This is a genomic window from Streptomyces sp. Y7 (assembly GCF_043195415.1).
Taxonomy (GTDB): Bacteria; Actinomycetota; Actinomycetes; order Streptomycetales; family Streptomycetaceae; genus Streptomyces.
On sequence record NZ_JBIDDQ010000029.1, the window covers coordinates 92,270 to 105,444 of the forward strand.

Genomic DNA, 13,175 nt, shown 5'->3' on the forward strand with positions numbered 1-13,175 from the left:
GTGCGCGCCGCGTACGCCGTGCCCTGTCAAGCATCACAGCAAGCGCTTTCTATCTGATGAGAAGCTAGCCTCTGAGCAGCGGTGGAGACAAGACCGTGACGGGGTTGAGTTGTTCGAGGGGACGAACAACGGGGGTTGTTGGCCTTAAGGTCTGCTCGACATACACGGAACCGTGGCCGCGGATGGCCTGTCTACGAGGGGGCAGGCCTGTCTGTGAGCACGTGGTGAGCACGTACGTACGACAGGTGGTACGACGAGATGCGCGACCGGAGGACGACGAGATGACGGTGACCCTTGCGGACGTGGCGGCCCGCGCCCAGGTCTCGCCCGCGACGGTGTCGCGCGTACTGAACGGGAACTACCCCGTCGCGGCCTCCACCCGCGAGCGGGTGCTGCGCGCGGTGGACGAGCTGGACTACGTGCTGAACGGTCCCGCGAGCGCGCTCGCCGCCGCCACCTCCGACCTGGTCGGCATCCTGGTCAACGACATCGCCGACCCCTTCTTCGGGATCATGGCGAGCGCGATCCAGTCGGAGATCGGCGGTCCGGGCGGGCGCGCGGGCGGTGAGCGGCTGGCGGTCGTCTGCAACACCGGGGGGTCGCCGGAACGCGAACTGACGTATCTGACCCTGCTCCAGCGCCAGCGGGCCGCCGCGGTGGTCCTGACCGGCGGCGCCATGGAGAACGCCCCGCACGCGGCGGCGGTCGCGGCGAAGCTGCGCAAGCTGGCGGACGCCGGGACGCGGGTGGTGCTGTGCGGGCGGCCGCCGGCCCCGGACACCGGCGCGATCGCGCTGACCTTCGACAACCGCGGCGGCGGGCGCGAGCTGACCGAGCACCTGATCGGCCTGGGCCACCGGCGGCTGGGCTACATCGCGGGCCCGGAGGAGCGCACGACGACCCGGCACCGTCTGGAGGGCCACCGGGCCGCGCTGGAGGCGCACGGTATCGAGGAGGAAGCCGGCTGGACCGTCCACGGCCGCTACGACCGCCAGTCCGGCTACGAGGCGACGCTCGAACTGCTGCGCCGGGACCCGTCCCTGACGGCGGTCGTCGCCGCCAACGACTCGGTCGCCCTGGGCGCGTGCGCCGCCCTGCGGGACTCCGGCCTGCGCATCCCCGAGGACGTCTCGGTGGCCGGCTTCGACGACCTGCCGTTCAGCGTCGACGCGGTGCCGTCCCTCACGACGGTGCGGTTGCCGCTGTCGGAGGCGGGGACACGGGCGGGCCGGATCGCGATGGGCCGCGAGGAACCGCCGCCCGGGGGGATCGCGACGATCCGCGGCGAACTGATGGTCCGGGGGTCTTCCGGGGGGCCGCGGGCTTAGGGGGTTCTCTCGGCCCGACCACAGGGAAGCTCGGCCGGCCGGCGCACTACGGCTCTCGTCCGCAGGGCCGGAGGGACGCGGGGCCCCGCCCGGCCGGACGAGCGGACGGACGGACGCGGAGATGCCGCCCCGCCTGGCCGGACGGACGCTGGGGGTACCGCGCCGCGGAGGCCGGAAGGACGCGGAGATGCGTCCGCGTCCACCTCCCGACGCACCGATGAATTCCGGGACCCACCCCGGTCTTCTCTGCCGTAATCACCGAGGCAGCACACCGCGCGTCCGAACCTCAGGAGTGAGTCCCATGCGTATCGCGATCACCGAGTTCATCAGCCTCGACGGCGTCGTGCAGGCGCCCGGCGGTCCGCAGGAGGACACCGACGGCGGGTTCGCGCACGGCGGCTGGTCGCACCCGTACTTCGACGCCGAGGTTCTCGGCGGTGCCTTCGACGCGGGGATGCGGAACGCCGATGCGCTGCTGTTCGGGCGTCGCACCTGGCAGACGATGGCGGCGGCGTGGCCGGAGCGGGCGGGTGACCCCTTCGCCGACCGGATGAACTCGATCAAGAAGTACGTCGTCTCCAGCACCCTCACCGACGCCGATCTGACCTGGAACAACACCACGCTGATCCCCGGTGCCGACGCCGTCGCCCGGGTGCGGGAGCTGCGCGCGGCCGAGGGCGGCGACCTGGCGATGATGGGCAGCCCCACCCTCGTCCGCACCCTCATCCAGGAGGGTCTGGTCGACGAACTCCAGCTCATCGTCATGCCGCTGCTGCTCGGCGGGGGAAAGTCGATCTTCCCCGCCGACGGCGGCAAGCGCCCGCTGGAACTCGTCTCCACCACCACCGCCAAGACCGGCGCGCAGGTGTGCGTCTACCGGCCGGCCGCGGAGGGATGAGGGGTCGAGGGCAGCCGCGAAGGCGCGGAGGGATGAGGCGTCGAGGGGTAGCCGCGAAGGCTTGGACGTCCTACGCTCGGAACGACGGAACCTCTGACTGAGTCAGAGATCGACTGGCCGAGCCGCCACAGAGTCCACCGGGGTCGACGATCATGACCGTCCACGACATCCGCGCCTTCAACCGCTTCTACACGAACGTCATCGGCGCCCTCGACTACAGCCGCCACCTCTACGCCCCGTACACCCTCACCGAGTCCCGCGTCCTGTACGAGCTCGCGCACTCCCCGCGGACCGACGCGGCCGATCTGCGCACCGAGCTCTCGCTGGACGCGGGCTACCTGAGCCGGATCCTGAACAAGTTCGAGCAGGACGGGCTCATCGAGCGCACCGCCTCGCGGCAGGACCCGAGGCGCCGGCGCGTCACGCTCACCGCGCACGGCCGGGAGACCGGCAAGCTGCTGGAGGAGCGGGCGAACGAATCGGTCGGCTCATTGCTGTCGACCGTGCCGGCCGCCGAACGGCCCCGCCTCGCCGAGGCGATGACGACCGTCCGCACGATCCTGTCCGAGGGGCGCCCGCCCCGCCGCGAGGACGTCCTGCTGCGCGAGCCCGGCCCCGGCGACCTCGGCTGGATCGTGCAGCGCAACGCGGCCCTCTACGCCGCCGAGTACGGCTGGAACGCCGACTACGAGGGCCTGGTCGCGAGGATCGTCGCCGACTTCGCCGAGGACCACGACCCGCACCTGGAGCGGGTGTGGATCGCCGAACTGGACGGACGCCCCGTGGGCTGCGTGATGTGCGTCCGGGACGAGGCCCCCGCCACGGCCCGCCTGCGCCTGCTGCTGGTCGAGCCCGACGCCCGCGGCCTCGGCATCGGCGACCGCCTCGTCACGGCCGTCGTCGACTTCGCCCGCGGCGTCGGCTACCGCGACCTCGTCCTGTGGACCAACGACGTCCTGGCCGCCGCCCGCCACATCTACCGGCGCCACGGCTTCGTCCTGGCGGCCGAGAAACCCCACCGCTCCTTCGGCAAGGACCTCACGGGCCAGGACTGGCGCCTGGATCTGCACGGCATGACCGAGTGAGGCCGGGGCACCCGGCTTCTCCCTCGTGATCGCCCGGCCCGATGGGCGTCACCCCGATTCCCTGGCAAGGTGGGAGCATGAAACTGGCGTTCTCCACCCTCGGCGTCCCCGGTCTCCCGCTCTCCGACGTGCTGCGGCTCGCGAGTACGCACGGGTATCACGGGGTCGAGTTGCGTACGCATCCCGAGGAGCCGGTGCATCCTGGGCTCGGACCGGAGGAACGGGCCGATGTGGCGGCCGAGTTCAAGGCCGCCGGCGTCGAGCCGGTGGGGCTCGCCGGGTACGTCCGCATCGCCGCGCCGGGGGACGACGGGCCGGTGATCGAGGAGGTCCGCAGGCTCGTGGACCTCGCCCACGACCTCGGCGCGCCCTTCGTCCGTGTCTTCCCGGGCGCCGATCCCGAGCAGAGCCGCCAGTCGGCGGACGCGATCGCCGCGCGGCGGCTGGGCACGGCCGCGGAGTACGCCGCCGACATCGGCGTACGGATCCTGCTGGAGACCCACGACTCGCATCGCGCCGCGGCCGACTCGATCCGTGTCCTCGGCCTGGTCGGGCACCGGCACGTCGGCTCGCTCTGGGACGTCATGCACACCTGGCTGGCCGGCGAGCAGCCCACGGAGAGCTACGCAGCCCTGTCGCCGTACCTCGGCTATGTCCAGGTCAAGGACATCGCCTCCGCGGACGACACGAGCCCGCTGCCGCTCGGCGCCGGTGTGCTGCCGCTCGCGGACTGCGTGGAGGTGCTGTCCCGGCACGGGTGGGACGGGTGGCTGTGCTGGGAGTACGAGAAGCGGTGGTACGAGGACGCGACCCCGCTGCCCGAACTGCTCGACGCGGGACGGCGGCACCTGTCGCGGCTGCTGAACGAGTCGGCCTAGGTCCTGTCGTCAATTCCCGTCGTCCGCCCGGAGGGCGGGAATTTGACGACAGGACCTAGGCGCAGGCCGCTAACGCCGGTGGCCGTGTCCGAAGGCGGTCACGGCCAGGGCGGTCAGGACGGCCACGCCCGCCGTCTCGACGTACAGCGTCGGGCGGACCAGTTCCGCGTCGATCGACTCGCTGAACCCGAACAGGGTCGCGTTGAGGCTCAGGAACAGTGCGCCCAGCGTTCCGGCCGTGAACAGCGCGGTGACGACGGCCACCGGGCCGAGCAGACGGATCGGTGTGACCAGCAGCGCCAGGGCGAGCAGGGCGCCGACGACGCCGTTGAGCAGGAAGAGCGGCCCGATGGTGTCGAGGTCCCCGTAGCCCTCGGCCCACAGGCGCAGATGGATCGCGGCCATCGCCGCCGTCAGCCCGGCGCCGGCCAGCCGCAGGACGAGCCGGACGGCCCTGCCCTCAGTAGCCATTGCCCGGAGAGGTGTCGGTGTCGCCGGACGGTGCCGGGGCTCCGCCGACGGTGATCTCCGTCTTCATGCCGAGGTCCTTGTGCCCGTCGACGGGGCAGTAGACCTCGTACGAGCCGGACTTCAGATTCACCGTGAGGGTCGTGGAACGGCCCGGTTCCATCGTCTTGCTGCGGCTCTCGCCGCCGGGGCCCTCGATCTCCAGGGCGTGTTCGTGCCCGCCCATGTTCTTCACGGTGAAGGTGTACGGGCCGGGCTGGAACTTCTCGGTGGAGAGCTTGATGTGGAAGTCGGTCATCTCCGCCGTGACCTGGGTACCGCCCCCGGTGGCGGTACCGCCGTCGTTGCTGCTGTCGTTGCTGCTGCCGTTGCCGCCGCCTCCGCAGGCGGCGAGCACGGCGGTCAGGCCGCCGGCGGCCGCGCCGAGGAGCACGCGGTGGCGGATGTGCGCGATGGTCATGAGTCGGTCCTCCGGAAAGGTCCCCCGCAAGGGGTACGGCGGTGCCGGGCGGAGGGATTGCGGCGGCGGAGAATGGGGGTACGGCAATCCCTTCCGGGCGGCGGAACGTATCCCTGGTATGTGGCGCTTGGGCCTTTCCCGCGGACGGGTCCCCGACGAGGCACTGCTCACCGGCCTGACGACGGGCGATCCCGAGCTCGCCGTCGCCTTCGTACGCCGTTTCCAGCGCACGGTCTTCGGCGTGGCCCTGGCCGTCCTGGGCGATCCGCAGCTCGCCGAGGACGTCGCCCAGCAGACCTTCGAGCGGGCCTGGCGGCACGCACAGGTCTACGACCCCCGCCGCGGTTCGGTCCGGGCCTGGCTGACGGCCATCGCGCACAACCTGGCGATCGACGCGGTGCGGGCCCGGCGGGCGAGCCCTCTCGCCCCGGAGGACCTGGACGCGCTGCTCGGCGTCGTCACCGAGACGCCCGAGCGACGGGCGCTCGCCGACGACAGCGCGGAGCGGGTCCGGCGGGCGGTGGCGGAGCTGCCCCGGGAGCAGGCGCGGGCCCTGGTGATGGCCGGGATCTACGGGATGACGGCACGGGAGGTCGCGGACAGCGAGGGCGTGGCGCTGGGCACGGCGAAGACCCGGATCCGGACCGGGACGCTCAAGGTCCGGGCCCTGCTGGAGGCGGCGGAGAAGCGGTGAGCGGCATGGAGTGCGAGCGGCTGCGGGAACTGGACGCCGAGTTGGCGCTCGGGATCCTGCCCGCCCGTGAACGGGCCGGGGCGGTGGCCCATCTGGACCGCTGCCCGGACTGCCGGGAGCACATCGAGCACCTGACGGCGGTCGGCGACGGTCTGCTCGCGCTGCTGCCGGGCGCCGAGCCCCCGGTCGGTTTCGAGAGCCGGGTGCTGCGGGCGCTGGGCGCGGCACCCCCGCCGAAGCCCCGCAGGCACCGGCTCCGGGTGGCGGCGGCCGCCGTGGCGGCGGCCCTGGCCTGCGGCTTCGGCGGCTGGGCGGTCGGCACGGTGATCGAGGCCGCGCAGCCGCCGCCCGCGCAGCGCGCCCACGACAGCCTGCGGGAGGCGCCCCTGCTCTCCGACGGGCGCGAGGTGGGCCGCGTCTACGCGCACGCCGGTGACGAGGGCTGGGTGTACATGTCCGTCGACCTCGACGGGGCCGGCCGGGGCCCGGTGCGCTGTCTGCTCGTCCACGCCGACGGATCGACGACCCCGGCGGGTTCGTTCCCGCTCGAGAACGGCTACGGCTACTGGGCGACGCCGACCGGCACCGACCCGGCGACCCTGACCGGCGCCCGCCTGGTGGGCCCGGACGGAAGTGTCCTGGCCACGGCGTCCTTCCCGGCGGGCTAGGCGCTCTCCAGGCGTGCGCGCAGTGCCCCGAACTCCTCGTGGAACCCGGGGAAGGTCTTCCGTACGCATCCGGGGTCGTCGAAGGAGATGCCGGGCACCCGCAGACCGGCGACCGCGAAGGACATCACGATGCGGTGGTCGCCGTAGGACCTGATCTCCGACCCGGTGAGCGCGGCCTCGGCCGCCGGCCGGATCTCGATCCAGTCCGGGCCGGTGGCCACCTTCGCGCCCAGCCGGCGCAGGTTCCGCGCGCAGGCCTCCAGGCGGTCGCACTCCTTGACCCGGGTGTTCGCCACGTCCTCGATGCGCACCGGGCCCGACGCGAACGGCGCGATGGCCGCGAGGGTCGGCATGGTGTCGGAGATGTCGCGCATGTTGACCGTGACGCCGCGCAGCACGCCGGTGCCGCGGACGGTCGTGGCGTCGCGGCCGACGGTCACCCGTGCGCCCATCCGCCGCAGCACCTCGACGAAGCCCAGGTCGCCCTGGAGCGCGCCCTCGCCCAGGCCCGGCACCGTGACCTCGCCGCCCGTGACGGCCGCCGCCGCGAAGAAGTAGCTCGCCGTCGAGGCGTCCGGCTCCACCGCGTACGTCGTGGCCCGGTAGCCGCCGGGCGGGACCACGAAGGTGTCGCCCTCCCGGCGCACCCGCACGCCGAAGGCCCGCATCATCGCGATCGTGATCTCGACGTACGGCACCGACACCAGGTCGGTCACCGTGATCCGAAGGCCGGTGCGGGTCAGCGGGCCGAGCAGCAGCAGTGCGGTCAGGTACTGCGACGACTGCCCCGCGTCCAGGGTCACCTTTCCGCCCTCGACGCCGGCCGCCCGCACGGTGAGCGGGTGGTGGCCCTCCTGCTGCTCGTGCCGCAGGTCCACGCCCAGGTCGCGCAGGGCGCGGGTCAGCGGGAGCAGCGGGCGGCGGCGCATCTGGGGCGAGGCGTCGAAGCGGTAGGTGCCGTGGCCGGCGGCGGCCAGTGCGGGCAGGAAGCGGGCCGTGGTCGCGCCGTCGCGGCAGAAGACGTCCGCCTCCGCCGCCGCGGGGCCCTGCGGGCGGCCGTCGACCTGCCAGCTGTCCGGGGTCCGGCCGAGCCGGTAGCCGAGCCGGGTCAGCCCCTCGGCGAAGCCCTCGGTGTCGTCCGAGCGCAGCGGGCGCCGCAGGGTGGTGACACCGTCGGCCGCGGCCGCGAGGAAGAGGGCGCGGGCGGTGATGGACTTGGAACCGGGAAGGGCGACTTCGGGCATGCGCTCATGATCGCCCGGGTGCCGCCGGCCGCGCCCGCACGTCCAGGGGATGGACCCTTGCCGGTCGCCGGCCGTCGTCCTCGTGTCTGCCCGTCCGTCACGCCGGCCCCACGGTCACCGACTTCGTCGATTCCGGCCATCGCCGGGAACCCAGCCCCACGCCCGCTCGTCCAATCCGCAAGCTGCCGGAGAGTCACCGTGGTGCGGTGTCGGCCCTCGCTGCTGGCTGCGATCGCTGACCAACCCTCTCCGCCGTGCCGCGGCCGGCAGCATGCCGTCATCGGCGCGCCCCCCTCCAACTGCGCCGATGGCGGCCCCTTTACGGTCGGTCGCCGTTCGCCTTCCGGTACGGCCGATTCCCTTGACTGGCAGAAACTTCCCGGTTATTGGTGACTCCTGGAAGTTTCCTTCAGTGCACCACCTCCGGAAGGAGCGCACGTGCCCGACACCAGCACGGGAAGCAGAGGACGCACAGGAAGCACCGCACCACCGTCGAGACGTACGGTCCTCGCGGCCACCGCGGGCGTCACCACCGCGCTGGCCCTGGGCGGCACCGCCCACGCCGACGCCCCCGACGACCGGAAACTGCGCGCCCTCATCGCGCGGATGACCCTGCCGGAGAAGGTCGGCCAGCTCTTCGTCATGCGGGTCTACGGCCACTCCGCGACCGCCCCCGACCAGGCCGACATCGACGCCAACCTCAGGGAGATCGGCGTCCGCACGGCGGCCGAGCTGATCGCCAGGTACCGGGTGGGCGGCATCATCTACTTCACCTGGGCGCACAACACCCGCGACCCGCATCAGATGGCCGACCTGTCCAACGGTATCCAGCGGGCGTCCCTCACCCAGCCCCGCGGTCTGCCCGTGCTCATCTCCACCGACCAGGAGCACGGCATCGTCTGCCGGGTCGGCGAGCCCGCCACCCTCTTCCCGGGCGCCATGGCCATCGGCGCGGGAGGCTCGCGCGGCGACGCCCGCACCCTCGGCCGGATCGCCGGGCAGGAGCTGAGGGCGCTGGGCATCCGGCAGAACTACTCCCCCGTGGCCGACGTGAACGTCAACCCGGCCAACCCGGTGATCGGCGTGCGTTCCTTCGGCGCCGACCCGGCGGCGGTGGCCGGCATGGTCGCCGCCGAGGTGGCCGGATACCAGCACGGCCGGCAGGTCGCCTCGACCGCCAAGCACTTCCCGGGGCACGGCGACACCGCCGTCGACAGCCACTACGGCTTCCCCGTCATCACCCACACCCGTGAGCAGTGGGAGACCCTTGACGCGCCGCCCTTCCGGGCCGCGATCCGCGCCGGCATCGACTCGATCATGACCGCGCACATCATGGTCCCGGCCCTCGACGACTCCGGCGACCCGGCCACCCTCTCCCGCCCGATCCTCACCGGCATCCTGCGCGAGGAACTGGGCTACGACGGGCTGGTGGTGACGGACTCGCTGGGCATGGAGGGCGTACGGACGAAGTACGGCGACGACCGGGTCCCCGTCCTCGCGCTCAAGGCGGGCGTGGACCAGCTCCTCAACCCGCCGTCCCTCGACATCGCGTGGAACGCGGTCCTGAAGGCCGTCCAGGACGGCGAGCTGACGGAGGCCCGGCTGGACGAATCGATCCTGCGGGTTCTGCGGCTGAAGGCGAAGCTGCGGCTGTTCGACGCGCCGTACGTCAGCCAGGACGGGGTCGACCGGACCGTCGGCACGCCGTCCCACCTCAAGGCCGCCGATCGCATCGCCGAGCGCACGACGACCCTGCTGGTCAACGAGGGGGCGCTGCTGCCGCTGTCCCGCCGGACCCACCCCAAGGTCCTGGTGGTGGGCGCCGACCCGGCCTCCCCGTCCGGGACGACGGGTCCCCCGACCGGTGTGCTCGCCACCGCCCTCACCGAACTGGGCTTCACGGCGACCGCCCTGTCGACCGGCACGGCACCGTCCGCGGCGACCATCGCCCGGGCCGTCGCGGCGGCGGGCGATGCGGACGCGGTGGTGGTCGGGACGTACAACGTCACGGCGTCCAGTGCGCAGAAGGTGCTGGTCGAGCAGTTGCTCGCCACCGGACGGCCGGTGGTGGCGGTGGCGATCCGCAACCCGTACGACGTGGCACAACTGCCCGGTGTCCGCGCCGTCCTGGCGTCCTACTCCTGGACCGACGTCGAACTGCGGGCGGCGGCCCGGGTGATCGCCGGCCGGGTGGCGCCGCGCGGACGGCTCCCGGTGCCGGTACAGCGGGCGGACGACCCGGGCACGGTCCTGTACCCGGTCGGGCACGGACTCTCGTACGGGCACCGCTAGCGACTCGTAGCACTTTGGGCGTAGACCCCGTACGCCGCACAACGGTCACTCTCACCCCCAACCGACGCAAAGGACCCCAACCGCCTGGCGTGCGCCCGCTGCGACGGGCCACGCTGGACCGGGGGTACCCGGGGGGAGTGCGATGGGGAGAAGTGCTGTCGGGGTGGCGTGTGCGTTGGTGGTGCTGCTCGTCGGGCTGCTGACGGGATGTCAGGGCCAGTCGCGGGCGGCCGGGGAGGACGGGCTGCTCGCGGGGAGCGGGAGCGCGACCGCGACCGCGAGCGGGCGGCAGGTGACGCCGACGCGGCCCGCCGGGTACGGCACGGTGTTCCTCGGCGTCGACGAGTGCAGTTCCTTCGGCACGACGAGCTTCACCGAGGTGTCCTGCACCGGTGAGCGGGCCGCGGCGCGGGTCGTGGCGCGGCACGACGGCAAGGTGGGCGACGGCCCGCTGTGCCCCGCGACCACGGACTTCGTGCTGCACATCAGCGAACAGAGCCGCACCTCCGACGAGGACGGCGACGGCGCGATCCCCCAGGGCTACGCCTGTATGCGCAATCTCGCCCCGCCCCACCCCGGCGACCCCGGCGGCGGAGGCGGTCCGCGCACGATCGTCGGCGACTGCGTCTACGACTCCGGCGACGGCCAGGTCCGCGAGACGTCCTGCGACGGCAGGGCCGAGCAGAAGCCGGAGTACAAGGTGACGAAGGCCGTCGGCAGCCGGACGGACTGTCCGCTGTCGACGGCCCTCTACGTCCAGTTGGGCGGAGAGAAACCGGTGGGCTGCGCCCGCCCGGTGTGAGGGGTCACGGCCGCAGCCGGTGCTCCCGCTCCGGACCCCGCGCGTCCAGCTTCGCGTCGAACGTCGCCAGCGGCTTCGGCTCGGCCGTGCCGCCGGCCGCGACGCCGGCCCAGTCCAGGATGCGGGCCGTGGCCAGTGTGCGCTCCCGGTCCACCAGCCCGGCCACGAGGGCGCCGTGGTTGGCTCCCGGCGCGGCGAAGACGTACGCGTCACGCGCGCCCTTGTCGACGCGGAAGCGTTCCGCGCCCCACGGGTCGTTCTGGCCGTAGACGAAGATCATGTGCCGGGCGTCGCGGCGGACCCAGTCGTGCACGTCACGCATGACCCACGGCTGGAACTTCGTCGGGATCGCGCGCGGGACGAAGTCGCGGGGCGGGAGGTAGCCGTAGCGGATCAGCTTGCGCTCGATGTGCGGGAACCCGATCATCGGCGCGCCGAGCTGGGTGGCCGCCTGGTAGTAGTACGGCGTGTACGGCTCCAGCCCCTGGTCCGTGTAGAAGTCGAAGCCGCCGCTCGCGTCGATGGCGTCCCAGATCGCCTGGTCCGTGGCGTGCGCCGCGTCGGCCGGGACGGTCTCGCAGTCCTTGAGCAGGCTGTACTGCCAGAAGCCCCAGACATAGTCCAGGACGACCGCCTCGTACGCCTTGTCCAGGCTGCCGATCGTGCCGAAGGTGTAGCCGTGTTCGGCCGCGTGCGCCGCGAACCGTTCCTTCATCGGCTCCCGGCGCACCAGCGCCTCCCGCTGCACCGCGTTCACCCGGTCCCGGCACTCCTTGGTGCCGACGCGGGCGAAGAAGCGGTCGTAGGCCGAGTCCTCGGCGTCGACGACGTCGTTGGGGGCCACGTAGGCGACGACGCCGTCCATGTCACGGGGGTAGAAGCGCTCGTAGTACGTGGCGGTCATGCCGCCCTTGGAGACGCCGGTGGAGAGCCACTTGCGGTCGTAGACCGGCTCCAGCGCCTTGAAGATGCGGTGCTGGTCGGAGGCGGCCTGCCAGATGTCGAGCTTGGTCCAGTCGGCCGGTTCGGGCCGGGACGGCGTGAAGAAGCGGTACTCCATGGAGATCTGGTTGCCGTCGACGATCTGCGTCGGCTCGCGGCGGCTGGGCCGCGTGGAGACCTCGTAGCCGCTGGTGTAGAAGACGGTCGGGCGGGAGACGTCCCGGTGCAGCACCGTCAGGCGCTGCTGGAAGGTGCCCGCGGACGGGTTCCGGTGGTCGACCGGCTGGGTGTACGACAGGACGAAGAAGCGGTAGCCGGGGTACGGCTTCTCCCCGATGAGGCTCATGCCCGGTATGGACAGCAGCCGTTCCTCTATGTCCGGCTCGGCGGCGGTGGCCGCCCTTGCCGTGGCCGTGCCGAGCGCGCCGGTCAGCAGCGCGAGCGTCAGCAGCCATCTGAGGGTCTTGCGGACCATGCACCCTCCCCTGGGAAGCGGATGTCCGCCGCAAGCTAGCGAGCAACTACCAACCGCACCAGGGGAGATGAGGAATTCGCCACGGGGATGGCCGAACGGCGGCAGAGGGCACCGCTCAGCAGAGGATCCAGCCCTTGCTGACCGAGCCCCGTCCCACGCGGCCCTTCACCCACACACAGCGCTGGCCGGCGTGGACGGTGACGGGGCCGGCCCGGCGGGTGCGGCGGCCCTCGTCGGTGACCGCGTGCGCCCGGTACGCCTGGACGCTGGCCTTCATCCACTGCGAGCGGCCGGGGTCCTTGGGCAGGGTGATGACACAGACGTGACCGCCGCGCTTGTAGACGTAGAGGGTGCCGGTCGAGAACGGGTACGTCTTCACCTTGCGTCCCTCGCAGCGCGTGGGCGCGGCATGGGCCTGCGCCGGGACCGCGACCGCGAGCGCGCCGGACGCCGTCAGCAACGCCAGGCCGACCGCCAGTCGTCGGCGTATCGCACCTTTGTCCACCGTCTTGTCCTCCCCGTACACCGGCAATGAGCGTACTGATGTACGGACGCACGGCGTATGCCGGATGGTTGCACGACCGTCACGGCGCCACGGCGCCGCCCCTCACCGGCCCACCCCGACCGGCTCCTCCGGCTCGGCCTCGCCGAGGAACGTGCGCCACAGCTCCGCGTACCGCCCGCCCAGCGCCAGCAGCTCCTCATGCGTACCGTCCTCGGCGACCCGACCGTGGGCAGAACCTCCCTCGGTCGCCCTCGCACTCCTCGGCCCTGGCGGGCCTCCCAGGCTTCGCACGACTGGCCGGACTCCGCCCGGCGCCGCCCCTCACCGGCCCACCCCGACCGGCTCCTCCGGCTCGGCCTCGCCGAGGAACGTGCGCCACAGCTCCGCGTACCGCCCGCCCAGCGCCAGCAGCTCCTCATGCGTACCGTCCTCGGCG

14 protein-coding genes are annotated in these 13,175 nt (G+C 72.7%); 8 read left to right on the forward strand and 6 right to left on the reverse strand.

From position 1 onward, the window contains the following. Nucleotides 1–281: 281 nt before the first annotated feature. The 4 genes from ACGFW6_RS38955 to ACGFW6_RS38970 all read left to right on the forward strand — a co-directional run bounded on the left by ACGFW6_RS38955 (nucleotide 282) and on the right by ACGFW6_RS38970 (nucleotide 4,189). Nucleotides 282–1,328: a LacI family DNA-binding transcriptional regulator gene (locus tag ACGFW6_RS38955; RefSeq protein WP_393520998.1), complete on the forward strand. Its 1,047-nt coding sequence runs from the start codon at nucleotides 282–284 to the stop codon at nucleotides 1,326–1,328. A 301-nt stretch (nucleotides 1,329–1,629) separates the two neighbouring features. Continuing rightward, nucleotides 1,630–2,226, forward strand: a complete 597-nt coding sequence (locus ACGFW6_RS38960) for a dihydrofolate reductase family protein (protein ID WP_393521000.1) — start codon at nucleotides 1,630–1,632, stop codon at nucleotides 2,224–2,226. 152 nt (nucleotides 2,227–2,378) lie between these two features. Continuing rightward, nucleotides 2,379–3,311 carry a GNAT family N-acetyltransferase gene (locus ACGFW6_RS38965; protein ID WP_393521002.1) on the forward strand — a complete coding sequence of 311 codons (933 nt, stop codon included), beginning with the start codon at nucleotides 2,379–2,381 and terminating at the stop codon, nucleotides 3,309–3,311. Between the two features lie 77 nt (nucleotides 3,312–3,388). Then, nucleotides 3,389–4,189 (forward strand): sugar phosphate isomerase/epimerase family protein, encoded by an 801-nt coding sequence (locus tag ACGFW6_RS38970; protein WP_393521004.1) that lies wholly within the window; start codon nucleotides 3,389–3,391, stop codon nucleotides 4,187–4,189. A gap of 69 nt (nucleotides 4,190–4,258) precedes the next feature. On the opposite strand, the gene ACGFW6_RS38975 is transcribed toward ACGFW6_RS38970, so the two are convergent. Beyond that, entirely contained in the window at nucleotides 4,259–4,660 is a 402-nt protein-coding gene (locus ACGFW6_RS38975; RefSeq protein ID WP_393521006.1) for a hypothetical protein, read from the reverse strand. Further along, a complete protein-coding gene (locus ACGFW6_RS38980) occupies nucleotides 4,650–5,117 on the reverse strand; it encodes a copper-binding protein (protein WP_393521008.1) in 468 nt (155 codons plus the stop codon). The genes ACGFW6_RS38975 and ACGFW6_RS38980 overlap by 11 nt, the downstream gene beginning before the upstream one ends. Before the next feature lie 118 nt (nucleotides 5,118–5,235). Here ACGFW6_RS38980 and ACGFW6_RS38985 point away from each other — a divergent pair, with 118 nt between their 5' ends. Together ACGFW6_RS38985 and ACGFW6_RS38990 are read left to right on the forward strand one after the other, a co-directional pair. Then, nucleotides 5,236–5,811 (forward strand): RNA polymerase sigma factor, encoded by a 576-nt coding sequence (locus ACGFW6_RS38985; RefSeq protein WP_393521010.1) that lies wholly within the window; start codon nucleotides 5,236–5,238, stop codon nucleotides 5,809–5,811. Between the two features lie 5 nt (nucleotides 5,812–5,816). Continuing rightward, nucleotides 5,817–6,479 carry an anti-sigma factor family protein gene (locus ACGFW6_RS38990; protein ID WP_393521026.1) on the forward strand — a complete coding sequence of 221 codons (663 nt, stop codon included), beginning with the start codon at nucleotides 5,817–5,819 and terminating at the stop codon, nucleotides 6,477–6,479. Here the strand turns inward: ACGFW6_RS38990 and aroA are convergent. Continuing rightward, a complete protein-coding gene (gene aroA, locus ACGFW6_RS38995) occupies nucleotides 6,476–7,723 on the reverse strand; it encodes a 3-phosphoshikimate 1-carboxyvinyltransferase (RefSeq protein ID WP_393521012.1) in 1,248 nt (415 codons plus the stop codon). The two genes, ACGFW6_RS38990 and aroA, sit on opposite strands and share 4 nt — an antisense overlap. A 438-nt stretch (nucleotides 7,724–8,161) precedes the next feature. Here aroA and ACGFW6_RS39000 point away from each other — a divergent pair, with 438 nt between their 5' ends. Both ACGFW6_RS39000 and ACGFW6_RS39005 read left to right on the forward strand, forming a co-directional pair. After that, complete coding sequence (locus ACGFW6_RS39000) at nucleotides 8,162–10,015, forward strand: glycoside hydrolase family 3 protein (protein ID WP_393521014.1); 1,854 nt, start codon at nucleotides 8,162–8,164, stop codon at nucleotides 10,013–10,015. Between the two features lie 142 nt (nucleotides 10,016–10,157). Then, nucleotides 10,158–10,817: a hypothetical protein gene (locus ACGFW6_RS39005; RefSeq protein WP_393521016.1), complete on the forward strand. Its 660-nt coding sequence runs from the start codon at nucleotides 10,158–10,160 to the stop codon at nucleotides 10,815–10,817. A gap of 4 nt (nucleotides 10,818–10,821) precedes the next feature. Here the strand turns inward: ACGFW6_RS39005 and ACGFW6_RS39010 are convergent, their stop codons facing one another. The 3 genes from ACGFW6_RS39010 to ACGFW6_RS39020 form a co-directional block, all read right to left on the reverse strand. Beyond that, entirely contained in the window at nucleotides 10,822–12,234 is a 1,413-nt protein-coding gene (locus tag ACGFW6_RS39010) for an aminopeptidase (protein ID WP_393521018.1), read from the reverse strand. Nucleotides 12,235–12,349: 115 nt separating this feature from the next. After that, a complete protein-coding gene (locus tag ACGFW6_RS39015) occupies nucleotides 12,350–12,739 on the reverse strand; it encodes a hypothetical protein (RefSeq protein WP_393521028.1) in 390 nt (129 codons plus the stop codon). Nucleotides 12,740–12,841: 102 nt separating this feature from the next. Next, a complete protein-coding gene (locus ACGFW6_RS39020; protein ID WP_393521030.1) occupies nucleotides 12,842–13,030 on the reverse strand; it encodes a hypothetical protein in 189 nt (62 codons plus the stop codon). Between the last annotated feature and the right edge of the window lie 145 nt (nucleotides 13,031–13,175).